At 73.0% G+C, this 25,849-nt stretch carries 24 protein-coding genes; 12 read left to right on the plus strand and 12 right to left on the minus strand.

The window, feature by feature from the left end:
* Positions 1-66 precede the first annotated feature (66 nt).
* From ABT095_RS10980 to ABT095_RS10995, 4 genes are all read right to left on the minus strand, one after another.
* Positions 67-900, minus strand: a complete 834-nt coding sequence (locus ABT095_RS10980) for a 1,4-dihydroxy-6-naphtoate synthase (protein ID WP_350529025.1) — start codon at positions 898-900, stop codon at positions 67-69.
* Positions 893-1,801: a futalosine hydrolase gene (locus tag ABT095_RS10985; RefSeq protein ID WP_350529026.1), complete on the minus strand. Its 909-nt coding sequence runs from the start codon at positions 1,799-1,801 to the stop codon at positions 893-895. Before ABT095_RS10985 ends, ABT095_RS10980 begins: the two co-directional genes overlap by 8 nt.
* Positions 1,798-2,349 carry a hypothetical protein gene (locus tag ABT095_RS10990; RefSeq protein ID WP_350529027.1) on the minus strand — a complete coding sequence of 184 codons (552 nt, stop codon included), beginning with the start codon at positions 2,347-2,349 and terminating at the stop codon, positions 1,798-1,800. The genes ABT095_RS10985 and ABT095_RS10990 overlap by 4 nt, the downstream gene beginning before the upstream one ends.
* 92 nt (positions 2,350-2,441) lie before the next feature.
* Positions 2,442-3,830 carry an MFS transporter gene (locus tag ABT095_RS10995; RefSeq protein WP_502884857.1) on the minus strand — a complete coding sequence of 463 codons (1,389 nt, stop codon included), beginning with the start codon at positions 3,828-3,830 and terminating at the stop codon, positions 2,442-2,444.
* A 596-nt stretch (positions 3,831-4,426) separates the two neighbouring features.
* Here ABT095_RS10995 and ABT095_RS11000 point away from each other — a divergent pair.
* Both ABT095_RS11000 and ABT095_RS11005 read left to right on the plus strand, forming a co-directional pair.
* Complete coding sequence (locus ABT095_RS11000; protein WP_350529128.1) at positions 4,427-5,308, plus strand: DUF3027 domain-containing protein; 882 nt, start codon at positions 4,427-4,429, stop codon at positions 5,306-5,308.
* 194 nt (positions 5,309-5,502) lie between these two features.
* Positions 5,503-8,790 carry a sacsin N-terminal ATP-binding-like domain-containing protein gene (locus tag ABT095_RS11005; RefSeq protein WP_350529028.1) on the plus strand — a complete coding sequence of 1,096 codons (3,288 nt, stop codon included), beginning with the start codon at positions 5,503-5,505 and terminating at the stop codon, positions 8,788-8,790.
* Positions 8,791-8,882: 92 nt separating this feature from the next.
* On the opposite strand, the gene ABT095_RS11010 is transcribed toward ABT095_RS11005, so the two are convergent.
* From ABT095_RS11010 to ABT095_RS11025, 4 genes are all read right to left on the minus strand, one after another.
* Positions 8,883-9,182 carry a hypothetical protein gene (locus tag ABT095_RS11010; protein WP_350529029.1) on the minus strand — a complete coding sequence of 100 codons (300 nt, stop codon included), beginning with the start codon at positions 9,180-9,182 and terminating at the stop codon, positions 8,883-8,885.
* Between the two features lie 4 nt (positions 9,183-9,186).
* Complete coding sequence (locus ABT095_RS11015; protein ID WP_350529030.1) at positions 9,187-11,664, minus strand: HAD-IC family P-type ATPase; 2,478 nt, start codon at positions 11,662-11,664, stop codon at positions 9,187-9,189.
* A 116-nt stretch (positions 11,665-11,780) separates the two neighbouring features.
* On the minus strand, positions 11,781-12,569 hold the full coding sequence (locus ABT095_RS11020) for a class I SAM-dependent methyltransferase (RefSeq protein ID WP_350529031.1): 789 nt from the start codon (positions 12,567-12,569) through the stop codon (positions 11,781-11,783).
* Positions 12,570-12,636: 67 nt separating this feature from the next.
* Positions 12,637-12,903, minus strand: a complete 267-nt coding sequence (locus ABT095_RS11025) for a DUF2530 domain-containing protein (RefSeq protein WP_350529032.1) — start codon at positions 12,901-12,903, stop codon at positions 12,637-12,639.
* 246 nt (positions 12,904-13,149) lie between these two features.
* On the opposite strand from ABT095_RS11025, the gene ABT095_RS11030 reads away from it, so the two are divergent.
* Together ABT095_RS11030 and ABT095_RS11035 are read left to right on the plus strand one after the other, a co-directional pair.
* Positions 13,150-14,607 carry an NCS2 family permease gene (locus tag ABT095_RS11030; RefSeq protein WP_350529033.1) on the plus strand — a complete coding sequence of 486 codons (1,458 nt, stop codon included), beginning with the start codon at positions 13,150-13,152 and terminating at the stop codon, positions 14,605-14,607.
* Between the two features lie 99 nt (positions 14,608-14,706).
* Entirely contained in the window at positions 14,707-14,904 is a 198-nt protein-coding gene (locus ABT095_RS11035) for a type II toxin-antitoxin system VapB family antitoxin (RefSeq protein WP_350529034.1), read from the plus strand.
* Between the two features lie 45 nt (positions 14,905-14,949).
* Here ABT095_RS11035 and ABT095_RS11040 read toward each other — a convergent pair whose 3' ends face one another.
* Positions 14,950-15,417, minus strand: coding sequence for an NUDIX hydrolase (locus tag ABT095_RS11040; RefSeq protein ID WP_350529035.1), 468 nt, complete (start codon positions 15,415-15,417; stop codon positions 14,950-14,952).
* A gap of 51 nt (positions 15,418-15,468) precedes the next feature.
* On the opposite strand from ABT095_RS11040, the gene ABT095_RS11045 reads away from it, so the two are divergent.
* The 4 genes from ABT095_RS11045 to ABT095_RS11060 all read left to right on the plus strand — a co-directional run bounded on the left by ABT095_RS11045 (position 15,469) and on the right by ABT095_RS11060 (position 17,189).
* Positions 15,469-15,621: a hypothetical protein gene (locus tag ABT095_RS11045; RefSeq protein ID WP_350529036.1), complete on the plus strand. Its 153-nt coding sequence runs from the start codon at positions 15,469-15,471 to the stop codon at positions 15,619-15,621.
* 83 nt (positions 15,622-15,704) lie between these two features.
* Positions 15,705-16,565 carry a JmjC domain-containing protein gene (locus ABT095_RS11050; RefSeq protein WP_350529037.1) on the plus strand — a complete coding sequence of 287 codons (861 nt, stop codon included), beginning with the start codon at positions 15,705-15,707 and terminating at the stop codon, positions 16,563-16,565.
* A 142-nt stretch (positions 16,566-16,707) separates the two neighbouring features.
* Positions 16,708-16,851 carry a hypothetical protein gene (locus tag ABT095_RS11055; protein ID WP_350529038.1) on the plus strand — a complete coding sequence of 48 codons (144 nt, stop codon included), beginning with the start codon at positions 16,708-16,710 and terminating at the stop codon, positions 16,849-16,851.
* 32 nt (positions 16,852-16,883) lie between these two features.
* Entirely contained in the window at positions 16,884-17,189 is a 306-nt protein-coding gene (locus ABT095_RS11060; protein ID WP_350529039.1) for a DUF6087 family protein, read from the plus strand.
* Positions 17,190-17,342: 153 nt separating this feature from the next.
* Here ABT095_RS11060 and ABT095_RS11065 read toward each other — a convergent pair whose 3' ends face one another.
* On the minus strand, positions 17,343-17,948 hold the full coding sequence (locus ABT095_RS11065; RefSeq protein ID WP_350529040.1) for a hypothetical protein: 606 nt from the start codon (positions 17,946-17,948) through the stop codon (positions 17,343-17,345).
* Between the two features lie 305 nt (positions 17,949-18,253).
* Between ABT095_RS11065 and ABT095_RS11070 the strand changes: the two genes are divergently transcribed.
* Positions 18,254-20,131, plus strand: coding sequence for a PAS domain S-box protein (locus ABT095_RS11070; RefSeq protein WP_350529041.1), 1,878 nt, complete (start codon positions 18,254-18,256; stop codon positions 20,129-20,131).
* A 182-nt stretch (positions 20,132-20,313) separates the two neighbouring features.
* Positions 20,314-22,032, plus strand: coding sequence for a hydrogenase maturation protein (locus tag ABT095_RS11075; RefSeq protein ID WP_350529042.1), 1,719 nt, complete (start codon positions 20,314-20,316; stop codon positions 22,030-22,032).
* Positions 22,033-22,141: 109 nt separating this feature from the next.
* Here ABT095_RS11075 and ABT095_RS11080 read toward each other — a convergent pair whose 3' ends face one another.
* Entirely contained in the window at positions 22,142-22,939 is a 798-nt protein-coding gene (locus tag ABT095_RS11080) for an MHYT domain-containing protein (RefSeq protein WP_350529043.1), read from the minus strand.
* Between the two features lie 318 nt (positions 22,940-23,257).
* Between ABT095_RS11080 and ABT095_RS11085 the strand changes: the two genes are divergently transcribed.
* Both ABT095_RS11085 and ABT095_RS11090 read left to right on the plus strand, forming a co-directional pair.
* Complete coding sequence (locus ABT095_RS11085; RefSeq protein WP_350529044.1) at positions 23,258-23,692, plus strand: MarR family winged helix-turn-helix transcriptional regulator; 435 nt, start codon at positions 23,258-23,260, stop codon at positions 23,690-23,692.
* Positions 23,693-24,046: 354 nt separating this feature from the next.
* On the plus strand, positions 24,047-25,318 hold the full coding sequence (locus ABT095_RS11090) for an MFS transporter (protein WP_502884858.1): 1,272 nt from the start codon (positions 24,047-24,049) through the stop codon (positions 25,316-25,318).
* Positions 25,319-25,321: 3 nt separating this feature from the next.
* Here ABT095_RS11090 and ABT095_RS11095 read toward each other — a convergent pair whose 3' ends face one another.
* Positions 25,322-25,840 (minus strand): GNAT family N-acetyltransferase, encoded by a 519-nt coding sequence (locus tag ABT095_RS11095; protein ID WP_350529046.1) that lies wholly within the window; start codon positions 25,838-25,840, stop codon positions 25,322-25,324.
* Between the last annotated feature and the right edge of the window lie 9 nt (positions 25,841-25,849).

The raw sequence follows: 25,849 nt of genomic DNA on the forward strand, positions 1-25,849 counted from the left end.
AGGAACTGCGCGAAGTCGGAAGAGTACAGGTGTGCGCCTTCCGCGCTCGCGCAGTTCCCCGCGCCCCTAGACGTCTGCCACCGGCGGCACGAGTCCTGCTGCGGCCGCGCGGTCGAGCAGGGCGCGGACGGCGGCGTAGCCCTCCTCGCCCAGGTCGGCGGTGAACTCGTTGACGTACAGCGCGATGTGCTGGTCGGCGACGGCCGGGTCCATCTCCTGGGCGTGCGCCAGCACGTACTCCCGGGAGGCCGCCGGGTCGGCCCAGGCGTGGCGGACGGAGGCGCGGATCGTCTCGGTCAGGGCGGCCAGGCGCTCCGCGCCGAGCGAGCGCTTGGCGATGATCGCGCCGAGCGGGATCGGCAGGCCGGTCTCCTGCTCCCAGGCCTCGCCCATGTCGGCCAGCGAGTGCAGGCCGTACTGCTGGTAGGTGAAGCGGGCTTCGTGGATCACCAGGCCGGCGTCCACCTTGCCGTCCCGGACGGCGGGCATGATCTCGTGGAACGGCATCACCACGATCTCCCCGAAGCCGCCGGGCACGGCCTTCGCGGCCCACAGCCGGAACAGCAGGTAGGCCGTCGAGCGCTCGCTCGGCACGGCGACCGTGCCGCCGGTGAGGTCCGCACCGGCCGACCGGGTGAGCACCAGCGGCCCGCAGCCGCGCCCGAGGGCGCCGCCGCAGGGCAGCAGTTGGTACTCGTCCAGGACCCAGGGCAGCTGCCCGTAGCTGATCTTCAGGACGTCGCCCTCGCCGAGCTCGGCCAGGCCGTTGGTGATGTCGATGTCCGCGAACCGCACCTCGGGGGCCGGCTCGCCCGGCACCAGGCCGTGGGCCCAGGCGTGGAAGACGAAGGTGTCGTTCGGGCAGGGCGAGTAGGCGATGCTGAGGCGGTCGTCAGCCACGGGAGGCCTCCAGGAGCTCGGGGAGGGGCAGGCCGCGGAAGGCCTGTTCGAGGGCGGCCAGCGCCTCGCCGATCCGCCAGGCGGAGCGGTCCCGGGGGCCGACGGCGTTGGAGACCGCGCGCAGCTCGAGCACCGGCAGCCCGAACCGGCCGGCGGCCTCGGCCACCCCGAAACCCTCCATCGCCTCGGCCGCCGCACCGGGGTGCCGCCCGGCCAGCTCGGCCGCGCGCTCGGCACTGCCGGTGACGGTGGAGACGGTCAGGACCGGCCCGGTGACCACGGTGCGGGGCCGCTGGGCCGAGGCGGGCTGCGGCCGGTCGGTGGCGCCGCGGGCGGCCACGCCTTCGGCTGCCCGTTGTGCGGGTGCGCCGGTGGCGGTTTCGTCTCCGGCCGCCTGGTCCGCCGCCGCGCCGGGGGCGTCGTCGGACGGGTGGCCGGCCGCTGCGCCCAGGGCCGCCGCGGCCAGCGAGACCGCGGCCGGGGGCGGGGTGTGGCGGGAGCGGCCGAAGCCCAGCTCCTCGACGGTCAGGAAGCCCTCGGGGGCGTCGGCGCCGAGATCGGCGGCGACCAGTTCGGTGGCGACCACCAGGGAGCCGACCGGGGCGTGCGGGGCGAAGCCGCCCGCGATCCCGGCCGAGACGACCAGGTCGTACGGGCTCTGCAGCAGGGCCGTGGCCGTGGTGGCGGCCACCGCCGCCGGGCCGACCCCGCCGGCCAGCACGTCGACCTCGACGCCCGAGGCGGGCCGGCTGCGCCGCAGCTCGCCGCCGCCGGGCAGGGCGTGCGGCTCGGCGCCGCCGCGCAGGCCGCGCTGCACCGCCTCGGCCTCGGCCGCAACGGCAACGACGACGAGCACCCGGGCGGGGCGCTCGTCGTCGCGACGGTGGACGGGAGAGGTCACTGGGCCGGGGTGGCCGGGGCGACGAAGTCCTTGTTGTTGAGGGTGAAGTACCAGGCGGCGATGATGTCACCGGTCTTCTCGTCCGCCTCGACCACGGTGACGGTGGTCTTCTTGGTCTGGGCGAGCAGGCCCGAGGCCGGCTGCAGACCGGAGAAGGTGACCTTGGTCTTCGAGGAGGACAGCGAGGCCTGGCCCTGCTGGCCGCCGTCGGTGAAGGCGAACCAGCCCTTGTCGGCCGTGCCCGGGTCGACGCCGACACCGATCTTGTCGCCGACGGTGACGTCCGAGGAGGGCAGCTCGTCGTTGTCGGCGGCCTTCTTGGCCTCCGTCTGGCACTTGGTGACGGCTTCCTTGCCGAGCGGCTTGCCGTCGTCGTAGCAGGCCTTGAAGGGCTCGGCGTGGATGGACGAACGTCCGACCGTCAGGGTGGCCTGGTGGCTGATGGGCTGGTCCTTGCCGCTCGCGTAGGCGATGGACCCGCCGACCGTGCCGGCGCCGATCACGACGACGGCGCCGAGGGCGGCGATTGCACGGGTGCTGAGGCTCATGGGCAAGAGGCTACCGGGCTTCGTGGATCACGCTACGCGGGGGTGGGCGAGTTTCGGCAGTCGGCCGGGATTACGTCACCCGGCTGCCAGCTTCAGGCCACCCGTGGGCGGGCGGAGGGGCGGTGGTGGCTGACCCGCAGCAGCGAGCGGAGCGTCACCAGCAGCGTCAGCCCGACCACCCCGGCCGCCACCGCCAGGCCCAGCGTGCCGTTCAGCGGCAGCACGATGCCCAGACCGCCGCCGGCCACCCAGCACAGCTGCAGCGCCGTCTCCGAGCGGGCGAAGGCGGAGGTGCGGACGGCCTCGGGCACGTCCCGCTGGATCAGCGCGTCCAGCGCCAGCTTGCCCAGCGAGGCCGCCACCCCGGACGCCCCGGCGACCAGCGCGACGGTCAGCAGGCTGTACCAGAGCGCCGCCGCCCCGGCCGCGCAGGTGGCGAGCAGCAGCATCGCCGTCACCGTCACCTCCGAGCCCCGGGTGCGCAGCCAGGAGCCGAACACCGAGCCGAGCGCGTTGCCCGCGCCCGCCGCGAAGGCGACGATGCCCAGGGTCGCGGTCGGCGCCAGGCTGCTGACCGGGTCGTCCCGGAGGAGGAAGGCCAGGAACATCACCAGGAAGCCGACCAGGAAGCGAAGCGCCCCGACCGCCCGCAGCGCCATGATCACCGAGGGGCCGACGCTGCGCAGCATCGCCTTGACCGGCGGGGCCTTGGGCTTCCCCGCCTTCTCCGGCGGCGGCTCGGGGGCGTGGTGGTGGCCGAGCAGGCCGTGCGGGTTCTCGTCGGAGTGCAGCACGGCGCGCTGCTCGCCCTTGGCGGAGTCCACCTTGTGCGGCAGGTGGAAGGCCATCAGGGTGCCCACCACGAAGACCAGGAAGGCCCCGCGCAGCGGCCACCCGGGGCCGATCAGGTGCAGCCCGGCGCCGAGCGGCGCGGCCAGCCCGGTGGCCAGCAGCCCGGCCAGGGTGACCCGCGAGTTGGCCTTCACCAGGGAGAGCTGCGGTGGCAGCAGCCGGGGCACCACGACGCTGCGCACCACCCCGTACGCCTTGGAGGCGACCAGCACCCCGAGCGCCTCCGGGTAGAGCGCGATCCCGCCGTCCGCCACGGTGCCGGCCATCGTCCAGGCCAGTACGGCGCGGGTGAGCATCGACATCGCCATGGCGGCCCGGCGGCCGTGCGGCAGCCGGTCGAGCAGGGGGCCGATCACCGGCGCGAGCAGGGCGAAGGGCGCCATGGTGATCAGGAGGTAGAGGGCGACCCGGCCGCGGGCCTCGCCGGTCGGCACCGAGAAGAAGATGGTGGAGGCCAGCGCGATGGTGATCAGCATGTCGCCGAAGGAGTTCAGCGCGTGCAGCTCGATCAGCTTGGCCAGGCCCGATTCGCCCGCGCCCTCGGCGGCGGTGGCCCGGCGGATCCGGCGGCCGGTGCCCTCGACCACCTTGCCGGTCCGGGCGCCGGCGGCGGAGGCGCCGCGGATCAGGACGTTGCGCCGTGGTTCGTCGGCGTCGGCGGGCTGCGCGGAGTCCGCCTCCGGCGGGGGTTCGGCACCGTCCGCCGGGGCGAGAGGGGGCTGCGGTCGCGGCACGGCGCCCGGCTCCGAAGGGGGCCCGGGAGAGCCGTTCGCCTGCGGGTCGTGCAGTGCGTGCTGCGACGGGGTCTCTTCCGCCACAGCCCCATCCTGCCTGACAAAACCGGTTCGGACGAGAGAACGCGAGCCGGACCCGCCGACAATCGGAGGTCACGATCCGGGCTCGGCCCGGGGACGGTCCGGGGGTGTCCCTGACACCGGGCTGTCGGTCGCGGCCGACCGACGGGTAGCCTGACTCTCGCGCGTGCACAGCCCGGCGGGCGGCGCGGCCGGTCCTCGGACCGCTGCCGAGTCGCGCAGAATAGAGACGAAGACGGTACCCAGCGGCACCCGAACCCCGTGACGGCGCCTCCGGCAGGCCCCGAAGCCCTCGTACGAGTGGCTTCCAGGCAGGCCCCGGCAGGCAGTGACGACACGGAGCGGGCGGCCGTCGCCGCAGGGACCGCAGGCAACAGAACTGGGAGAGAATCGACGCCGTGAGTGCTGCGATGCGAAGCCGTACCCCTGACCGGCTCTGTGCCGAGGCCGTCGAACTCGCCCGTCAAGCCGCCGTCGAGGCGGTCGGCGACGACACCGTCGGGGCCCACCTGGCCGCGTCGGCCGAGGGCGAACGGGTCGTCACCCACACCTTCGAGTGCAAGGACGCCGCCTACCGGGGCTGGCACTGGGCCGTGACGGTGGCTCGGGCCGCCCGGGCCAAGAACGTCACCGTGGACGAGACCGTGCTGCTGCCCGGCCCGGACGCCGTGCTGGCCCCGCAGTGGGTGCCGTGGAGCGAGCGGCTGCGGCCCGGCGACCTCGGGCCCGGCGACCTGCTGCCGACCGGCGCGGACGACCTGCGCCTGGAGCCCGGCTGGACCGGCGAGGACGAGCCGGCCCCCAACTCGGTGGCCGCGCTCGCGGAGGAGGACGACCTGGTCGTCTCCGATCCCCACATCCAGCCGGCCCCCGCCCGCGCCCAGATCGGCGCCGTCGCCGAGGAGCTGGGCCTCGGCCGCCCCCGGGTGCTCTCCCGGATGGGCCTGCACCTGGCCGCCGACCGCTGGGAGACCGCCTACGGGCCGCAGACGCCGATGGCGCAGTCCGCGCCCGCGCACTGCAACAGCTGTGGCTTCCTGGTGCCGATCGGCGGCTCGCTCGGGCAGGCGTTCGGGGTCTGCGGCAACGAGTTCGGTCCGGCCGACGGCCAGGTCGTCTCGCTCGCCTACGGCTGCGGCGGCCACTCCGAGGCGGCCGTCCTCCCGGCCCCGCCCGTTCCCGCGGAGCTGATCCTGGACGAGCTCGTGGTCGAGCCGCTCCAGCTCCACCCCGACCGCAGCTCCGGCTCGGTGGAGCCGGACGCCCCCGCCGAGGAGCTCGGACACTCCTGAGAGCCAGTTGCAACACCCAGGGGCGCGAGGAACTGCGCGACCAGCCACGTACGGCCTGAGGCCTACTGCTGCGCGTGGTTGCTCGCGCCCCTGGCATAGTGCAACTGGCGCACTGTGGTCCGTACGGCCACGTGCATGGCTGGCAGCGCAGTTCCTCGCGCCCCTGGGTGTTGCAACTGACTGAAGGACGGTTTGTGGAGCCTCGGATCATCGGCAGTGGCGGCGAGCAGGTTGCCGACGTCTTCGACACGGCGGGCCTGCGCCACCGGGTGCTGGCGGCCTGGGCGGCAGCCCCCGCGCGGTTCCGGGAGGACGCGAACGCCGAGGAGGAGCTGGCGCTCGGGGGGTACCGGGACCGGCTGATCGTCGAGCTGGCGCAGAACGCGGCGGACGCCGCGGCCCGCGCCGGCGGCGGCCCGGGCCGGCTGCGGCTGACCCTGCGGGACGGGGTGCTCGCCGCCGCCAACACCGGTGCGCCGCTGGACGCCGCCGCCGTCGAGTCGCTCTCGACCCTGCGGGCCTCCTCCAAGCGCTCGGACGAAGCCCCGACCGTCGGCCGCTTCGGCGTCGGCTTCGCCGCCGTCCTCGCCGTCACCGACGAGCCCGCCGTGCTGAGTGCGCACGGCGGCGTGCGCTGGTCGCTGGCCGAGGCGCAGGTGCTCACCGAGGCCCGTCCGGAGCTGGCCGAGGAGCTGCGCCGCCGCGAGGGCCACGTACCGCTGCTGCGCCTGCCGCTGCCCGCGGAGGGCGCCGCGCCGGAGGGCTACGACACCGTCGTGGTGCTGCCGCTGCGCGACGCCGCCGCCGAGGACCTGACCCGCCGTCTGCTCGACGGCCTGGACGCGGCCCTGCTGCTCACCCTGCCCGGCCTGGCCGAGGTCGTGGTCGAGACGCCCGAGGGAAGCCGCCGGCTGGCCCGCACCGCCGCCGAGCAGCACCCGGACGGGCTGACCGTGGTCACCGTCACCGACGACGAGGCGGCGACCCGCTGGCAGACCGTCACCGTCGAGGGCGCCACCGCTCCGGAACTGCTGACGGACCGCCCGACCGAGGAGCGCGCCCGCCCGTACTGGTCGGTGACCTGGGCCGTGCCGGTCGGCCCCGAGGACGCCCCGCTGGCCCTGGCCACCGCCCCCGTGGTGCACGCGCCCACCCCGAGCGACGAGCCGCTCGGCGTGCCCGCGCTGCTGATCGCGGGCTACCCGCTGGACTCCACCCGGCGGCACGTGGCCCCCGGCCCGCTCACCGACTTCCTGACCGCCCGCGCCGCCGAGGCCTACGCCGAGCTGCTGCGCGCCCGCGGCGGCGATCTCGGCTCGCTCGGCCTGGTGCCCGGCCCGCTCGGCCAGGGCGCGCTGGACAACGCGCTGCGCGCGGCGATCCTCGCGCTGCTCCCCGAGACGCCCTTCCTGCCGCACCCGGCCCCGGTCGAGGAGGGCACCCCGGCGCTGCGCCCGCGCGACGCGACGCTGCTCGAGGGCGCCGACCACTCGGTGGTCGAGGCGCTCGCCCCGATCTTCCCCGGCCTGCTGCCGGCCGGCCTGGAGCGGCGGACCGAGCTGCGCGTGCTCGGCGTGCGGCGGGTGCCGCTGGCCGAGGTGGTCGACCAGCTCGGCGGCCTGGAGCGGGAGCCCGCCTGGTGGCGGAATCTTTATTCCGCCCTCGGCGGGGCCGACCCGGAGGCGCTCGGCGCCCTGCCGGTGCCGCTGGCCGACGGCCGGACGGTGACCGGGCCGCGCCGGGTGCTGCTGCCCTCCGACGCCGCCGACTGGGCCGGGTACGAGGGCTACCCCGAGTCGCTGGCCGACGCCCTGGGCCTGCTCGACCTGCGCCTGGCCCACCCCGAGGCCGCCCACCCGCTGCTCGCCAAGCTCGGCGCGGGCACCGCGACCCCGGCCGGGGTGCTCGACACCCCCGAGGTGCGGGCCGCCGTGGCGCGCTCGCTGGAGCAGGGCGAGGACGACTTCGACGCGGCGGTGGACCTCGCGGACGCCGTGCTCGCCCTGGTGAAGGCCGCCGGGATCACCGCCGGGGAGCACCCCTGGCTGGCCCGCCTGGCCCTGCCGGACGACGAGGGCGAGCTGTCCCGCGCCGGTGAGCTGATCCTGCCCGACAGCCCGCTCGCCGCCCTGGCCCGGGAGGACGACGCCGGGTACGTGGACGAGGACCTGCTCGAGCGCTGGGGAGCCGAAGTGCTGGCCGCCGCCGGGGTGTTGAGCGTCTTCGTGCTGGCCCGCGCCGAGGACGTGGTGCTCGACCCGGACGACCTGGAGCGGCTCGACCCGACCGCCCCCGCCGACCGCGCGGCCGGCGGCCGCCCGACCGGCCTGATCGACGAAGCCCCCGACGGCCTGGCCGACTGGTGCGAGGACGCCCTGGAGACGCTGCACGCGGACTCGGCCGAGCTGGGCGTGCCGCCGGTCGCCGCCGAGCTGCTCGCCGTCCGCGACCTCGACCTGGTGGACGAGGAGGCCTGGCCCGAGGCGCTCGCCCTGCTCGCCCGCCCCCCGTACCGGGATGCCGTGGTCAACCCCGTCCGCACCCTGCTGCCGGACGGCCGGTACGCCGACCTCCCGCCGTACACCGCCTGGTGGCTGCGCGACCACCCGGTGCTCGACGGACGCGAGCCCGCCGGCCTGCGGGCCGCCGGGGCCGACCCGCTGCTGCGCGGCCTCTACGACGAGGCCCGCACCACGCTGGACGAGACCTTCCTGCACGCCCTGGGCGTGCGCACCACCCTGAGCGCGCTGCTCGCCGAGCCGCACGGCGCGGACGAGCTGCTCGACCGGCTGACCGACCCCGCCTCGGAGGTGACGCACCGCCAACTGCACGGGATCTTCACGCAGTTGGCGAGCGTGCCGGTGGAGCGCATCGACCCGCTGGACGTGGTGCGGGCGGTGCCGCCGTTGGATGAGGCCACCGGGCGCCGCCCGGACGGCACGGTGCTGGTCGACGCCGCCGAGGCGGTGGTGGCCGACGCCCCCGACCTGGTCGAACTGCTGCACTCCCACCCGGTGCTGCCCGTCGCCCCCGAGCTGGCCGCCGCCCTGGCCGAGCGGCTGCACGTCTCGCTGGCCAGCGAGGTGGCCGGCGGCCGGGTCCTCTCGGAGGGGACGCTGCACCGGACGCCTTCGGTGGTGCGGGAGCTGCTGCCCGGATGCCCCGCCGCGTACGAGGAGCACGAGGAACTGCTGGTGGTCGGAGCGGACGGCGGGGAGGCCGCGGTCGGCTGGCGCTGGGACACCTCGGCGGCCACGCCGGAGCTGCCGTACGACCCCGAGGACGCCGAAACGGGCGACGAGGACGACGAGTTCGACGTTCCGCCCGTCCCGGGACTGCTGCACGCCGCCACCCCGGAGGGCCTGGCCGCCGGCCTGGCCTGGTCGGTCGGGCAGTGGCACCGCCGCTTCGAGATCCTGGCGGCGCTCACGGAGCCCGAGCGGGCCTACGAGCTGCTGGCCGCACGGGACTTCGAGGGGTAGCTCCCCGCGCGGTCAGCCGGTCAGCCGGTCAGCCGGTCAGCCGGTCGGCCGGTCGGCCCGCCAGCCGGTCGGCCCGCCAGCCGGTCGGCCGGTCACCTGGGGCCCCGGGCCCGGGGGAGCCGCAACTTGGCGTCCTGGGCGGCCTTGACGGTCCGCAGGGTGGTCAGTTGCAGCTGCACCTCGGGCGGGGCCGGGGCCCGCAGGGTGCGGTAGGCCGTCACGGTGCAGGCGAGGCCGATCAGGGCGGCCGCCAGCGGGCTGTAGCCGTGCAGGGGCTCCGGCAGGGCGTGGGCGGCGGCGAGCCCGTGGCAGCCCAGCCAGCTCAGGAAGGCCGCCGTGCCGCCCAGGCAGAACGCCGTGAACGCCTCCAGATCCCCACCCCTGCGTGCCACCCTGTCAGCCCCCGTTCTGCGCCTGCCGCTTCAGCACCCGCGAGACGATCTCCAGCAGCAAGCCTGCCACCACGGCGATCGCCACACCCGTCCATGGATCACGTGTCCCCGCCAGTTCCAGCTGGAAGAAGTCGGACAGCCACGGCACGATCAGGACGAGCGCGAACGCTCCCCCCATGGTGCCGATCAGGGCCAGCCGCCACCAGGTGTAGGGGCGGGCCACGATGGCCAGTACCCAGATCGCGACCAGGAAGAGGGTCAGCGTCGCCACACTGGTGTCCGCCTTGAGCTCGGTCGCGTGGTTGGCCCGGGCCAGCGCGTACGCCGTGAAGGTGGCCGCGCCCGCGATCACCCCGCCCGGCACGGCCAGCCGCAGCACCCGGCGGACGAAGCCGGTGCGGGCCCGCTCGTTGTTGGGAGCCAGTGCCAGGAAGAAGGCCGGGATGCCGATGGTCAGCGAGCTGAGCACGGTCGAGTGGCGGGGCAGGAACGGGTACGGCATGTGGGTGAAGACCACCAGCAGGGCGAGCAGCACCGAGTAGACCGTCTTCACCAGGAAGAGCCCGGCGACCCGCTCGATGTTGCCGATCACCCGGCGGCCCTCGGCCACCACCGAGGGCAGGGTGGCGAAGCTGTCGTCCAGCAGCACGATCTGGGCGACCGCGCGGGTCGCCTCGCTGCCCGAGCCCATCGCCACGCCGATGTCCGCGTCCTTGAGGGCCAGCACGTCGTTGACACCGTCCCCCGTCATCGCGACCGTGCGGCCGCGGGACTGCAGCGCGCCGACCAGGTCGCGCTTCTGCTGGGGGGTGACCCGGCCGAAGACGGTGGTGCGGTCGGCGGTCTCGGCCAGCGCCTCGGCGTCGGTGGGCAGGGTGCGGGCGTCCAGCGGGTGGTCGGCCCCGGGCAGGCCCAGGTGGGCGGCGACGGCGCCGACCGAGACGGCGCTGTCGCCGGAGATCACCTTGGCCTCGACCCGCTGGCTCTCGAAGTAGGCCAGCGTGCCGGCGGCGTCCTCGCGCAGGCGCTGGCGCAGCACCACCAGTGCCAGCGGCTCCAGCTGCGCCGCCGGGTCGGGGGAGTCCAGGGCCAGCGGGGAGCGGCCGAGCAGCAGCACCCGCAGGCCCTGCGCGCCCAGCTCGTCCACCTCGGCCAGCGCCGGGTGCCCGGCGGGCAGCAGCACGTCCGGCGCGCCGAGCAGCCAGCTGGCCTCGCCGCCCTGCGGCTCGAGCAACTGCACCCCGCTCCACTTGCGGGCCGAGGAGAACGGCATCGCCTCGAGCACCCGCCAGCCGCCTTCGCCCTGGCCGCCGCCCTGTCCCCCGTACGCGTCGATCACGGCCTGCATGCTCGGGTTCGGCCGGGAGTCGGCCCGGCCCATCGCGCCGAGCGCGCCGGTGAGCACCTCGCGGTCGGCCAGGACGTGGTTGGCCAGCGGTGCGCCCGGCCGCAGGCCCTCCTCGGTGAGCGGGCGCAGCTCGACCAGGTCCATCCCGCCCTCGGTGAGGGTGCCGGTCTTGTCCAGGCAGACGGTGTCGACCCGGGCCAGGCCCTCGATCGCGGGCAGCTCCTGCACCAGGCACTGCTTGCGGCCCAGGCGCACCACGCCGATCGCGAAGGCGACCGAGGTGAGCAGCACCAGGCCCTCGGGCACCATCGGCACGATCCCGGCGACCATCCGGCGCACGGCCTCGCGCCAGTCGTGCTTCTCCACCGCCAGCTGGCTGACGATCAGGCCGATCGCGGTGGGGATCAGCAGCCAGGTGATGAACTTCAGGATCGAGTCGATGCCGCTGCGCAGCTCCGACTTCACCAGGGTGAACCGGCTGGCCTCCTCGGCCAGCTGCGCCGCGTACGCCTGGCGGCCGACCTTGGTGGCGGTGAAGGAGCCGGCCCCGGCCACCACGAAGCTGCCGGACATCACCTCGTCGCCCGGCTGCTTGAGCACCGGGTCGGGCTCGCCGGTGAGCAGCGACTCGTCGATCTCCAGGCCGTCCGCCTCGGTGACCAGGCCGTCCACCACCACCTTGTCGCCGATGCCGAGCAGCACGGTGTCGTCGAGCACGATCTCGCCGACGGAGATCTGCTGAGTGGTGCCGTCCCGGCGGACCTGCGGTTTGACCTCGCCGATCAGGGCCAGCCCGTCGAGGGTCTTCTTGGCGCGCAGCTCCTGGATGATGCCGATCGCGGTGTTGGCCACGATCACCAGGCCGAACAGGCCGTCCTGGAGCGGGCCGACCACCAGGATGATCGCGAACATCACGCCGATGATCGCGTTGAACCTGGTGAAGACGTTCGCCCGGACGATCTCCCGCAGCGAGCGGCTGGAGCGCACCGGGACGTCGTTGACCTGGCCGTTCGCAATCCGCTCGGCCACCTCGGCGGTGGTCAGCCCGCTGCGGCGCTCGCTGCCCGGGCGGCTGGGGTGCGCGCCCGGGGCGGTCGGGCCCTGGTCGGTGGTGTCTTCCGCGGGGTGCGTCATGGCACCGACTCTAGGTGGGTGGTATGTCCGGTGCGCCCTACTGTGGGGCGATTCGGGGCAACCGAGTGGCGGGGGCGGGGCCGGCGCCACTCGGTTGCGGCGGGGCCGCCGCCCGGTCAGCTCGGCTTGCGGGCCTCGATCAGGAAGCGGCTGGAGTGGGCGACGAACGGGCCCTCGGCCCGGATCTGCTCGTGCAGGGCGCGCAGTTGCCCGCGGTACCCCTCGACGGTGAAGCCGGGGACCATCCAGATCACCTTGCGCAGGAACCAGACCACCGCGCCGATGTCGTGGAACTCCACCCGCAGCCGCTCGAAGCGCAGATCGGTGACCTCCAGGCCGGCCTGGAGGGCGGCCGCGCGGTCCCGCTCCGGGTGCCGGGCCCGGCGGGTCTCCTCGGGCAGCGGGCCGAGGAAGTACTCCACCAGCTCGAAGACGCTGGAGTGGCCCACGTGCTGGGCGAGGTAGCTGCCGCCGGGGCGCAGCACCCGGGCGATCTCGGCCCAGTGCACCGTGACGGGGTGCCGGCTGGTCACGAAGTCGAAGGCGGCGTCGGCGAAGGGCAGCGGGGGCTCGTCCGGATCGGCGACGACCACGGCGCCGAGCGGGTGCAGCAGGCTCGTCGCCTTCGCCACGTTCGGCGGCCAGGACTCGGTGGCGGCCATCACCGGGGGGATCGCGCCGGCCCCGGCCAGCACCTCGCCGCCGCCGGTCTGGATGTCGAGCGCGGCCTGGACGCCGGCCAGCCGCTCGCCGAGCAGCTTCTGGTAACCCCAGGAGGGGCGCTGCTCGGTGGCCCGCCCGTCGAGCCAGCCGAAATCCCAGCCGTCGACGGAGGCGGTGCCGGCCTCGGCGATCAGGGCCTCGAAGATCTCGTCGGGATCCGAGGTGTCGTCATGGTCTGCCATGGCGGCATCATCGCGTGCGACGGCCGTGGCGGGCCACCGGTTTTTGTACGGACGACCACCGTTCAGCCTACTCGGCGGGCGCCTCGGCGGCGGCTTCCCGGCTGCGGCGGATGGCCGCCTGGCGGGCGCGGCAGTACCAGAGGCCGATCAGCCCGAGGCCGGAGCCGGACAGGCAGATCCACGGCCAGTAGTGGTGGCCGTGGCTGCTCAGCGTGGCATCGAAGGGCAGCAGGGCGAGGAAGGCGACGAACCACAGCACCGTGCCGCCGCCGACGATCGCGACATCGTTCACCTCGTAAGGCGGCGGGGAGGGGTGCAGCGGGGTCTTGGCCATGGGGCATAGCGTACGGGGCGACCGGGTGCGCGGTGGAGAGGTGGCCGGGGCCGGTTGGCCGGGCGCTGATCGGTCTTGACCGTAAGTGGCGTGATCTACGCGCGAAGATGGCGCGTGCACGACCGAGAAACCCATACTTGAGACTCCGGTGAGCCCCCCGCGCGCGCGACCGCTCCCGGCGGGCCCGGCCACCGTCGCTCCGGGCCGTCCCCTCCTCCTCTCCCCCCACCCGACGAGGACGCCCGAATGTCTCCGCAGGCCCAGCCGACCACCGAGTCGCCCGCGCCCTCCCAGACCACGCCGCCCACGGGTGTGCTGGACCGCTTCTTCCGGATCTCCGAGCGCGGCTCCACGCTCGGCCGCGAAGTCCGCGGCGGGGTCGCCACCTTCTTCACCATGGCCTACATCCTGGTGCTGAACCCGATCATCCTGGCCAGCGCCGTCGACATGCACGGCACCCACCTCAGCAGCGCCCAGCTGGTCACCGCGACCGCGCTCACCGCCGGGCTCACCACGCTGCTGATGGGCGTGATCGGCAACGTCCCGATCGGCCTGGCGGCCGGGCTCGGCGTCAACACGATCGTCGCCCTGCAGCTCGCCCCGAAGATGACCTGGCCGGACGCGATGGGCATGGTCGTGCTGGCCGGCTTCGCCATCATGCTGCTGGTCGCCACCGGGCTGCGCGAGCGGGTGATGACCGCGGTGCCGCTCGGCCTGCGCAAGGCGATCGCGATCGGCATCGGCCTCTTCATCTCGCTGGTCGGCCTGGTCGACTCCGGCTTCGTCAGCCGGATGCCGGACGCCGCCCACACCACCGTGCCGGTGCAGCTCGGCGGCACCGGGCACCTGGTCGGCTGGCCGGTGCTGGTATTCATCCTCGGGCTGCTGCTCACCCTGGTACTGGTGATCCGCAAGGTGCCGGGCGCGATCCTGATCAGCATCGTGGCGATGACGGCCTTCGCGCTGCTGCTCGACCAGGCCGCGACCATCGCGCCCTCCGCCTGGGGCCTGACCGTGCCGGTCTGGCCGGGCAACCCGGTGGCGGCCCCCGACTTCGGGCTGGTCGGTCAGGTGAGCCTGTTCGGCGGCTTCCACCACGTCGGTCTGGTGACCGGGGTGCTGTTCGTCTTCACCGTCCTGATGTCCTGCTTCTTCGACGCGATGGGCACCATCCTCGGCGTGGCCGACGAAGCCCACCTGCTCGACGCCAAGGGTGACCTGCCGGGCATCAACAAGATCCTCATGGTGGACGGCATCGCGACCGCCGCGGGCGGCGCGACCTCCTCCTCCGCCAACACCTGCTTCGTCGAGTCCACCGCCGGCGTCGGCGAGGGCGCCCGCACCGGCTTCGCCTCCATCGTCACCGGCGGCCTCTTCCTGCTGGCCCTCTTCCTCACCCCGCTGGCCACCATGGTCCCGGCCCAGGCCGCCACCCCGGCCCTGGTCACCGTCGGCTTCCTGATCCTCGCGAACTCGATCCGCGAGATCGACTGGAGCGATTACACGATCGCCGTCCCGGCCTTCTTGACGATGATCATGATGCCGTTCACCTACTCCATCACCAACGGCATCGGCTTCGGCTTCATCGCCTTCTGCATCCTCCGCCTGGCGGCGGGCCGGGGGCGTGAGGTGCCGGTCGCGATGTACGCGGTCGCCGCCGTCTTCGCCTTCTACTACGCGATGCCGGCCCTCGGCCTCGGCTGACACCCCCTCGAACGGACGGCCCCGCACTCGCCGGAGTGCGGGGCCGTCGGCCTCTATGCTCGTGTGCCACCGGCATCGTCGCGGGACAGAGGGAACGCTATGGCGCGTATCGCAATCGATCTCGACGATGGTCTTCTGGCTGAGGCTCAGTGTCTGTTCGGCACCGCGACGGCGGCCGCCACGGTCCGCGCGGCACTGCTGGGAATGGTGCAGCTGGCCCGGCGGAGGGAGCTGGCCGACGCCATCGCGAACGGGGAATTCGATCTCCTCCACGAGCCCGGCAGGCGGGGCGCCTGAGCTGGGAGGCCGTCCGGTGGACAAGCCGACACTGGTTGGGCGGGGCTACCGGATCACCGGGATCTGACCGCTGCGCCAGTCGTTGAGCCGTTTACGGATGCTCGCGACCATGGGGAGGGCGTCGACCTCGGCCGGGGTGTACCAGGCGACCTCGAAGGACTCGTCCGATGCTCGGAGGGTGCCGCCGACGGGTCGGCCGAGCAGGCAGACGGAGAACTCCTGGCGGACCTCGCCGTCGTCGTACGCGAAGACATGGCCGGGGTTGGTGTAAGTGCCCACGATGCCGGTGATCTCGATGTCGATGCCGGTCTCTTCGCGGGTCTCCCGGATGCCACAGCCTGCGATGGATTCACCCAGCTCCATCTTTCCCCCGGGCAGTGCCCATAGTCCGTTGTCTGTCCGCCGCTGGAGCAGGATGCGGCCTACCTCGTCCACCACGACCACCGACGCAGCCGGAACCAGGCTGTTGGGCTGGGGGGCGTTCGGGTCGTCCTCGTAGTCACGCCTGGCCATGCGGTTCTGCCTCCCAGATGTTCCGTCCACGGCTCCCACCTGGACGACACGGTGGAGTGCTTCGCGGTCGCCAGGGCCGGAAACGGCCTGGTCGCCATCGCCAACATCAACAACGACGGCGCTGTGATCACCGGCACCCCCGGCGAGCTGCGCAAGCTCAGGGACGCGTTCGCTGCCGGACAGTACGACGGCCTGATCGGCTGACACATTCGCACGTGAAGGAGGCGGTCGCCCCAACTCAACTGGGGCGGCCGTCTCTTCCCACCCTACGAGAAGGGATTGCCAACGTGCAGACTGCACTGTCAAGGCTGGTCGCCGACCCGGACGACTTCCGCACCGCGTGGCCCTCGGTCCCCACGGTGTACGACCGGGACGCGGCGGACCTGCAACAGCTCGCCAGTCGGCAAGCCGCCCGCGAGATCCTGATTGACCCGGACATCCGGCCAGGCGGGTTCGGGATGGTCCGTGACGGCGTACTGACCGCTGAACGGGCATCCGCCGATCACCCGACTGACACCCTGGTCCTCAACGGGCTCCACCGGTCGTACCCGCCCATCATGCAGTTCTGCGAGGAGCTGTCGTCCATGCTGGGCCACCCGGTCACCGGGAACCTCTACCTCACGCCCGCCGGACGGGCGAAGGGATTCGGATGGCATTGGGACTGCCATCACGTGTTCATCGCGCAGGCTGAAGGCGCGAAGCTGTGGCGCATCTTCGCCCCGACATTCGTCAACCCGCTGGAACACCACAACTGGTCGAAGATCGGGTTCGACCCCGAGGACAAGGCCCGGTTCGAGAAGGATGCCCCTCACTTCGAGGCGACGTTGCGGGCCGGACAGGTGCTCTTCATCCCCCGTGGCTGGGTACACGCGGGACAGAGCACGGAGGAATACAGCCTGCACCTCACGTTCGGCGTGCAACTCCTGACGGTTCACTACGCATTGCGCAAGCTGCTGGAGCTGGGCGAGGACACCGAGGAACTGCGCGAAGCGCTTCCGCCGAACCTTGGCGGGCAGGACTTCGGCACGCTGGCCGAGCGCCTGGTGGGCCTACTCGGTGACTGGTCGTCCACGCTGCCCACCGACCAGTTTGCGCTGCGGCTCCGCTCGGCCCAGCGACTCTCGGTGCTCGGCCGGGAACCAAGGTAGCTCGGCGGATTACCACACCATGGCGGGACGGAAGACCGGCGGAAAGCACCGTAGGCGGTGCCAGTGGTCTGGGTGCCAGCACTACGCGAATCTTCGGGATCTGGACACCGGACAGGACTTCTGCCACCCGTGCGCTCTCGCCATGCTGTACGCGGCGGACGATCCGATCACCAGCTTCCGGGAGTTCGACGACTCGACCGCCTACGCCGATGCGTTGCGTGAGCGGGCGCCCTTCGGGCTGCTCCGATGGCCTGGAGCATCCCCACCGAGCAGCCAGGACGGCTAACCTCGGGATGACGCTCAGCGAGAGGGCCAGCAGTGCTCGAACCCGACGACGAAACCGTGACCGACTGGTACGCCGCCCGCGCCGACCGGGTCCGGCCGCCGGGCACCCGGGACGCGCTGAGTCTGGACTCGAAGGCTCAGGGCGACCAACTGTTCCGGGATACCCCGCGTCTGGTTGTGGAATGGGACGGCAAGGCATGGCTGCCGCTGGCTGTGGCCGAGAGCTTCGCGGATGCGTACCCGATGATCGTTCGACGCGGTGACGAGTTCGCTCCGCCACAGGAGGACACGCCGGTGGCGTTGTTGCGCAAAGGAAGTGGGCGGCACCGCAGGAGTTAGACGGTTCGCAGGACAGGCATGCCTGACCTGGCGGTCCGACAGGTCAGTGAGACGCGGCCTGCCTCGCAGGGCTGCTTTGGCTCGGCGGAGAGGATGTCGCCCCCGTGCCGGACGGCCCCGTCGGCGGGGTGCGGGGCCGTCGGCGGGGGTGGGTTACCAGCGGCCGCCGGTGACGTGTGGGGGGTTCCAGTAGACGGCGGCCCAGACGCCGTGGTTGGTGGCGTAGCCCCAGCCGTTGGCCCAGGAGGAGAGGAGGCCGCCGGCGGAGGCGCAGAGCCAGCCGGGGAGGCGGGTGGCGCAGGCGGCGACGGCGGCGTTGATGGCTCCGTGGGCGATGTCCCCGTAGGAGGCGATGATCCAGAAGTGGTCGCGGTCGAATCCGGAGGAGAAGGCCTGGACGATTCGGCCGCCGTCGGTGTAGGTCGCGGACGTGACGCCGCTTGCGGGCCCGCTCGCCGGCATGGGGCCGGTGCCTACGGTGGCGATTCCGGAAAAGGCGTCCTGGAGGTCGGAAATGACCTGAGCACGTCCGGCCGGGGTGGCGGTCCGCTGCTGCCAGTCGGCGAGTTCGGCGGTGGTGAGCCCCTGCGGGTCGGTGGTGGCCGGCGCCACGGCGGCGGGTGCCGGGGCGGCGGTGACCTGCGTGGATGTGCCGCCGATCAGCAGGCCGGCGGTCAGTGCGGCGGCGAGGGCGCCGCCCACGGCCGCGGCGGCCCGGCCGCGACGCCGGAAAGTCGAATTCTTGGCATGGACGTTCATCTCGGCACACTCCCCTTTGGCGAAATGGCGACCGGTCAGCCGGACGATTTCATGGCGGACAAGCGGGCGGCAATGGGTCCCAAAATCATATGACTATTAAATTCGCCTGGTAATTGTCGTGATGTGTTCAAGTGATTCGGAGGGCCGTCCAAGAGGTGTGACGCGTTCGGGCCGGTCGAAACTGCACGTTCTGTTGGCATATTCAGGCGAGTGGGAGCAGTTGCGGACATGCGGGGGCGGGGGCGGGCCCGATGCGGTGGGGTGGGGCGGCAACGGCACCGGGGGTCGGGTGAGGGAGCGAGTACATGGGCGGCGGGGCAGGGAGAGCGGCCGAGCGGCGGTTCCGGGGGCTGCTGGAGGCGGCGCCGGACGCGATGGTGATCGTGGACGACGGCGGGGTGATCACGCTGGTGAACGCACAGACGGAGGCGCTGTTCGGGTACCGGCGGGAGGAGCTGCTCGGCAAGCCGGTGGAGCTGCTGGTGCCCGGGCGGTTCCGGGAGCAGCACACGCGGCACCGGGACGGCTACGCCGCCAACCGCCAGGTACGGCCGATGGGGGCCGGGTTGGAGCTGCACGGGCTGCGCAAGGACGGCACCGAGTTCCCGGTGGAGATCAGCCTCAGCCCGCTGGAGACGGCCGACGGGCTGCTGTTCTCGGCGGCGGTGCGGGATGTCAGCGACCGCAAGGCGGCCGAGGCGCGGATCAACGAACTGGCCGCCCTGGTGGAGTCCTCGCAGGACGCGATCCTGGCCAAGACCCTGGACGGGCGGATCACCTACTGGAACGCGGCGGCGCAGTCGCTGTACGGCTACACGGCGGCCGAGGCGCTCGGGTGCCACGTCGCGATGCTGGCCCCGCCCGAGCATCGCGAGGAGATCACCGTGCTGCTCAAGCGGCTCGGCGCGGGCGAGCGGGTCGAGCACTTCGAGACCCTGCGGGTCACCCGCAGCGGCGCCCAGGTCGACGTGGACGTGACGCTCTGGCCGACCAGGATCGCCGACGGCCCCGTGACCGGCGCCTGCGCGATCGTGCGGGACATCAGCGACCGCAAGCGGGCCGAGGCGGAGCTGACCGCGCTGTACGAGCAGCAGCGGCACATCGCGCTCACCCTGCAGCGGAGCCTGATGGGCACCCCGCCCGCCATCCCGGGCCTGACCACCGCGAGCCGCTACCTGCCCGCCACCCAGGGCGCCGGGGTGGGCGGGGACTGGTTCGACCTGATACCGCTGGGGGCCGGGCGGGTCGGGGTGCTGATCGGGGACGTGATGGGGCGCGGCCTGGAGGCGGCGGCCGTGATGGGGCAGCTGCGCTCGGCCGCGCACGCGCTGGCCAAGACCGGGATGGAGCCGCGCCGGCTGATGCAGGCGCTGGACGCGGCGGTCACGGACCTGGAGCTGCCCGACCAACTGGTCACCTGCTGCTACCTGGTGATCGCCCCCGACACCGGCGAGGTGACCATCTGCTCGGCCGGGCACCTGCCGGTGCTGCTCGCGGCGCCCGGCGATCCCGTCCGGGTGCTGCCCGCGCCGGTGAGTGCCCCGCTCGGGGTGGGCGGCATCCCGCACCAGCAGACCAGGATGGCGGTGCCGCCGGGGGCGACCCTGCTGCTCTACACCGACGGCCTGGTGGAGACGCCCGGCGGGGACATCGAGGCCGAACTCGGCGAGCTGGTGGGCGCGGTGGGTGAGGCCTTCGCGGCCGTTCAGCAGCTGGAGGAGGTCGCCGACCGGGTGCTACGGGCCCTGCTGCCGGACGCCGAGGGCCACAACGACGACGTCACCCTGCTGCTCACCCGGCTCCCCGAGGCGCCGCTGGCGGCCACCACCACCGAACTCCCGGCCGTGCCCTCGGCGGTGGCCGCCGCCCGGGGCTTCCTGGCCGAGGCGCTGCTCGCCTGGGGCTGCGAGCACCGGGCGGACGACGCCTGTCTGCTGCTGTCCGAGCTGCTCACCAACTCCGTCCGGCACGCCCGCGGCCCGATCGGCCTGCGGCTGCGCCGTACCGCGGCCGAGCTGACGGTCGAGATCAGCGACCACAGCCCGGAGCACCCGCACCCGCGGCTGGCCGCCGACGAGGAGGAGTCGGGCCGGGGGCTGACCATTGTCGAGGCACTGGCCCAGAGTTGGGGTGTCAGGCCGAACGGTACGGGTAAGACCACCTGGTTCACCCTGCAGATCTGAGGCCCAGCGGGGTGTCGTGTCGTAACTGTGGGTAGAAGGTCGAGATGTCGGGCGTAAGTTCGGATTCGGCCTTCTTGCATGTCCATGACCTGATTGGATGACCAGGCGCGGGTGGGGGCCCGCGCCGGAACGGAGCACAACGGGGACCGACACATCAGCTGACACACAGCCGGAGGGGCACCTTGCGCATTCTCCTGATCGCGAGCGCGTTCAACAGCCTGACCCAGCGGGTCCACGCCGAACTCAGAGCACGTGGGCACGTGGTGGGCGTCGAACTGGCCCTCGGGGACGATGTGGTGCGCGACGGCGTGGCCCGGTTCGAGCCGGAGCTGATCGTGGCGCCGATGCTGACCAGAGCGATCCCGGAGGACATCTGGTCCGAACACACCGTGCTGATCGTCCATCCGGGCCCCAAGGGGGACCGGGGGCCGTCCTCGCTGGACTGGGCGATCCACGAAGGTGCCCAGCGGTGGGGGGTCACGGTGCTGCAGGCCGTGGCGGAGATGGACGCGGGCCCGATCTGGGCCTCCGTGCCGTTCACCGTCGAGCCTTGCGGGAAGAGCGAGTTGTACCGCAACGAAGTCGCCGCCGCGGCTGTGGAGGCCGTGCTGCTGGCCGTCGAGCGGTTCGCCGGCGGGCAGTTCGAGCCCGAGCCGCTGGACTACGAGAAGCCGGACGTGCAGGGCCAGTTGCGGCCGTACCACACCCAGGAGTACCGCCGGATCGACTGGCGGGCGGACGACACCGCGACGGTGCTGCGCAAGCTGCGCTCGGCCGATTCGCAGCCCGGGGTGCTGGACGAGATCGACGGGCGGGAGTACTTCCTGCACGGCGCCCATGTGGAGGACGAACTGCGCGGTGAGCCGGGCGAGTTGATCGCCAGGCGGACGGGCGCCGTCTGCCGGGCGACCACCGACGGCGCGGTCTGGCTGACCCAGCTGCGGGCCCGGCGCAGGCCCGGCGGGCCGGCGACGTACAAGCTGCCCGCCGTGACGGTGCTCGGCGAGCTCGCCGAGGCGCTGCCCGAGGTGCCGGTGAAGCCCTTCGCGGCCTCCGGCCGGGACACCTGGTCGGAGCTGCGCTACCGCGAGGAGGGGGAGGTGGGCTACCTCGAATTCTCCTACCCCAGTGGGGCGATGAGCACCGAGCAGTGCCGGCGGCTGCTGACCGCCTACCGGGCCGCCGCCGAGCGGCCGACCTCGGTCCTGGTGCTCGGGCCCGTGCGGGACTTCTTCTCCAACGGCATCCACCTCAACGTGATCGAGGCGGCCGAGGACCAGGCGGCGGAGTCCTGGGAGAACATCAACGCGATGGACGACCTGGTCGAGGCGATCCTGACCACCACCAACAAGCTGACCGTCTCGACGCTCACCGGCAACGCGGCGGCCGGCGGCCTGATGCTGGCCATCGCGGCGGACGAGGTGTGGTGCCGGGACGCGGCCGTGCTCAACCCGCACTACCGGCTGATGGGCCTGTACGGCTCCGAGTACTGGACCTACACCCTGCCGCGCCGGGTCGGCGCGGACCAGGCCGAGCGGCTGACCACCGAGGCGCTGCCGGTCGGCGCGGTGGAGGGGCTCGCGCTCGGCCTGGTGGACCGGGTGCGCGGCGGTACCGCGGCCGAGTTCCAGGGCTGGGTGCGCCGGGCGGCGGCCGAGCTGGCGGCCTCGCCGGACTTGGCTGACAAGCTGCTCGAGAAGAAGCGCTGGCGGGACGCGGACGAGGACGTCAAGCCGCTCGCGCAGTACCGGGCGGAGGAACTGGCCCGGATGCGGCGGAACTTCTACGAGCCGGACGAGCCGTACCACCGGCTGCGGCGCGAGTTCGTGCACAAGGTCTGCCCGACGGCGACGCCCGAACACATCCGGGGCGAGGGCCGGTTGGTCGGCGCCGAGAAGTAGCGCGGAGAGCAGAAAGCAGAAAGCAGAAAGCAGAAGCGGAAAGCGCGGAAGGGTCCGCTCCCTCGGGGGGTAGGAGCGAACCCTTCCGCAGTCTGTGCCCGGCCAGGCCCTAGGGCCTGGCCGGGTAGCCGGAGCCGGCGGCGGCCAGCGGGGCGGCCGGGCCGCGGAAGACGGACTGGCCGCCCCGCTGGCTCGGCGCGGCGGCGAAGGCCAGAGCGGCGACGAAGACGTAGCTCCCGAAGCCGACCGCGAGCGGGAAGACGAACTCCAGGGCCGGGACGCCGTCCACCGAGTGCCGGGTGCCGCCGGTGAGGTGGACGGAGACCGCCGCCATGCCGGTGTAGTGCATCGCGCAGACCGCGACTCCCATCACCGGGGAGGCGGCGAGCACGGCCCGGGTGCCCCGGATGTTCAGGGTGGCCCAGAGCGCCGCGGTGGCGGCGAAGACGGCGATCGCGATCGAGCCGATCACCACCGGGGCGCTGTAGGAGACGCTGCCCGGCACGCGCATGGCGGCCATGCCCAGGTAGTGCATCGCCGCGACACCGAGGCCGGTGGCCAGACCGCCCACCAGCAGGGCCAGGTTGGGGCGGTTGCTGTAACCGACGGCGAAGATGCCCGCGCCGACCACCAGGATCGCGACCACCAGGCTGAGCACGGTGAGCAGGACGTCGTAGTGCACCTCGACGCCGGAGACGGCGAAGCCGAGGATGGCGATGAAGTGCATGGTCCAGATCCCGCCACCGAGCGAGACCGAGGCGAAGGCGAGCCAGTTCCGGCGGGTCTTGCCCTCGCTGAGCAGCGCCCACCGGGTGGAACGCAGCGCCACCAGGGCGCCCAGGCAGGCGGCGAGGTACGACAGCGCCGGTGTCACCCAGCCGTAGACGGCGTGGTCGATGTGACCCAAGAGGACTCCCAAGCTGGGCGAAGAGTGCGTGCTTGCGTGCTGTGCTCCTGACGTTCCGGAGCGTAACTGCTTGGTCAGGTGCACGGCAAAAATGGCCGAAAATGCTGAACTGGCTGGTCAGAGTGGGTGTTTCACGCTCTGCGCATAGGTTCATTGCGAAGTCTTGACCGGATGTTCAGCTGGGGCTGTGCAGCAATCGGGTTGGTGCGGTGGCGATATGACGAAGTGCCAGGTCAGGGGTCGACAGGGGTTGCGCGGACGGGCGGGGGTGATCGAAACGGATTTTCTTTAGGGAGGGTAATGACGTAGGCTAAGGACATGCTCGAGATGTCCGAGGACGACCTGGCGGCGATCAGCCAGCTGAGGTCGTCCGCGATGCGCCTGTCCCGTCGGCTCCGCCACCAGCGGGTGGAGGAGTCGCTGAGTCCGACCGAGATCGGGGTGCTCGGCACCCTGGGCAGGTGTGGGAAGGCGACGCCGGGCGAGCTGGCCCGCAAGGAGCACGTGCAGCCGCCTTCGATGACCAGGATCATCGCGATGCTGGAGGAGAAGGGGCTGGTGCGGCGGGAGCCGCACCCGGAGGACCGGCGGCAGGTGGTGGTGAGCGCCACCGAGCAGGCCGAGGCGATCCTCGCGGAGAGCCGTCGCCGGCGGAACGCCTGGCTGGCGGAGCTGGCCCAGGGGCTCAGCGAAGAGGAGTGGGCGCAGCTGAAGCAGGCCGCGCCCGTGCTGTACAAGCTCGCGCACCTGTAGGGGCGCAAGGGGGCGCGCCCGGCGGTAGGCCGGGCGCCGGAAGAGGGAGACCGCATCACCGCAGGACCGATACGAGACACCAGTCGCGTGAGCGTCGCCCTGGCGGCGCGCACGCACCGAGGGGAGACCAACGTGACACCGCCGGCCGCAGCTGCCGCCGCCACCCGTACCGACGACTCCAACTCAGAGCAGACGGCGCCCGCCGTCTCCGCCGAGCTCCAGGCGCCGGCCCCCGTGGGCCTGCCGGGCACCGGCGACGACGACCCCAGCGAACGCACCGCGGCGGCACCCACCGCCGCATCCGGCTCCCGTGGCCCTGGCGCCACCGGAGCGCACTTCACCCGACCCCGCGGGATGTTCTCCTCGCTGCGGGTCCGCAACTACCGCTACTACTTCGCCGGTCAGGTGGTCTCCAACACCGGGACCTGGATGCAGCGGATCGCCCAGGACTGGCTGGTGCTGAGCCTCACCGGCAGCCCGCTCGCGGTCGGCATCACCACCGCGATGCAGTTCCTCCCGATGCTGCTGCTCGGCCTGTTCGGCGGCGTGCTCGCCGACCGGATGCCCAAGCGGCGGCTGCTGATCGTGACTCAGGCGGCGATGGGCCTGCTGGCCGCCGGACTCGCCGTGCTGACCGTCACCGGGGTGGTGACGGCCGGGCTGGTCTACGTCTTCGCCCTGCTGCTCGGCCTGGTGACCGTGGTCGACAACCCGACCCGGCAGGCCTTCGTGAGCGAGATGGTCGACTCCTCGGACCTCGCCAACGCGGTGAGCCTGAACGCCGCCAACTTCCAGACCGCGCGCCTGGTCGGCCCGGCCGCCGCCGGTCTGCTGATCGCGGCGGTCGGCAGTGGCTGGGCCTTCGCGGTCAACGCGCTGTCCTTCGTGGCGGTGATCGGCGGGCTGCTCGCGATGCGCACGAGCGAGCTGCGGCCGGTGGCGCCGATCGCCCGTGAGAAGGGCCAACTCCGGGAGGGGCTCCGGTATGTGAAGGAGCGTCCGGAGCTGCTCTGGCCGATGGTGCTGGCGGGTTTCATCGGGACCTTCGGGTTCAACTTCCCCACCCTGCTGTCGGGTTTCGCCTACGACACCTTCAAGGTCGGCGCCGGGCAGTACGGCCTGCTGAACACCGCGATGGCGGTCGGCTCGCTGACCGGCGCACTCGTGGCGGCCCGGCGCGGGGCGCCGCGGCTGCGGCGGCTGGTGTGGGCGGCGCTGGGCTTCGGCGCGCTGGAGGTGCTGACGGCCTTCGCGCCCGGCTACTGGTCCTTCGCCGTGCTGCTGACCCTGGTCGGGATCTTCGGCCTGACCTTCAACACCTCGGTGAACTCGGCGATCCAGCTGGCCACCGAGCCCGCGATGCGCGGGCGGGTGATGGGCCTGCTGGTGCTGGTCTTCACCGGCGGCACGCCGATCGGCGCCCCGCTGGTCGGCTGGGTGACCGCCGAGTACGGCCCCCGGCTGGGTCTGCTGGCCTGCGGCGCCGTCTCGGCGCTGGCCGCCGGCGTGGTCGCCGTGGTGCTGGCCCGGGTGGCCGACCTGCGGGTGCGGGTGACCCTGCACCCCGGGCAGGGCGGCCGGGTGGTGGCCGTGGTGCCGCGCGCGGCGCTGGCCACCGCGGCCTGAGCCTCAGACCCTCATCTGCAGGATCTGACCCGGCCAGGGGCGGCCCGCCTGGTCGACCGTGAAGGTCTCGGTGGGGGTGAAGCCGAGGCGTTCGTACTGGCCGACCAGGCGGCGGTCGTCGCCCGCGTAGCAGTCCACCCGCAGCACGGGGTGGCCCCGGCGTCGGGTCTCCTCGATCGCGTCCGCGATCAGGGCGGCACCGACGCCGGAGCCGGAGTGCTCGCGGGAGGTGACCAGCAGGCGCAGGTACAGCTCGGACCCGTCGATCGGGGTGGCGTACTCGGGCACGACCTCGGAGAGCACGCAGGCGCCGAGCAGGGTGCCGTCGTCGCTCTCGGCGAGCCGGGGCAGGAAGCCCTCGGTGAAGTAGTTGTCGACGTGCGCGACCCGCTTGGGGAACTCGCTGAACGGCCGGTCGCCCCACTGGCCGGTGCGGCCGAGCGAGGTGAGCCAGGCGACGGCCTCGTCCAGCAGACGGAGCACGTCCGGGGCGGATTCGGCGGTGCCGGTACGTATCTTCATGGCCCTGGT

Source organism: Kitasatospora sp. NPDC002227 (genome assembly GCF_040296285.1).
Taxonomy (GTDB): domain Bacteria; phylum Actinomycetota; class Actinomycetes; order Streptomycetales; family Streptomycetaceae; genus Kitasatospora.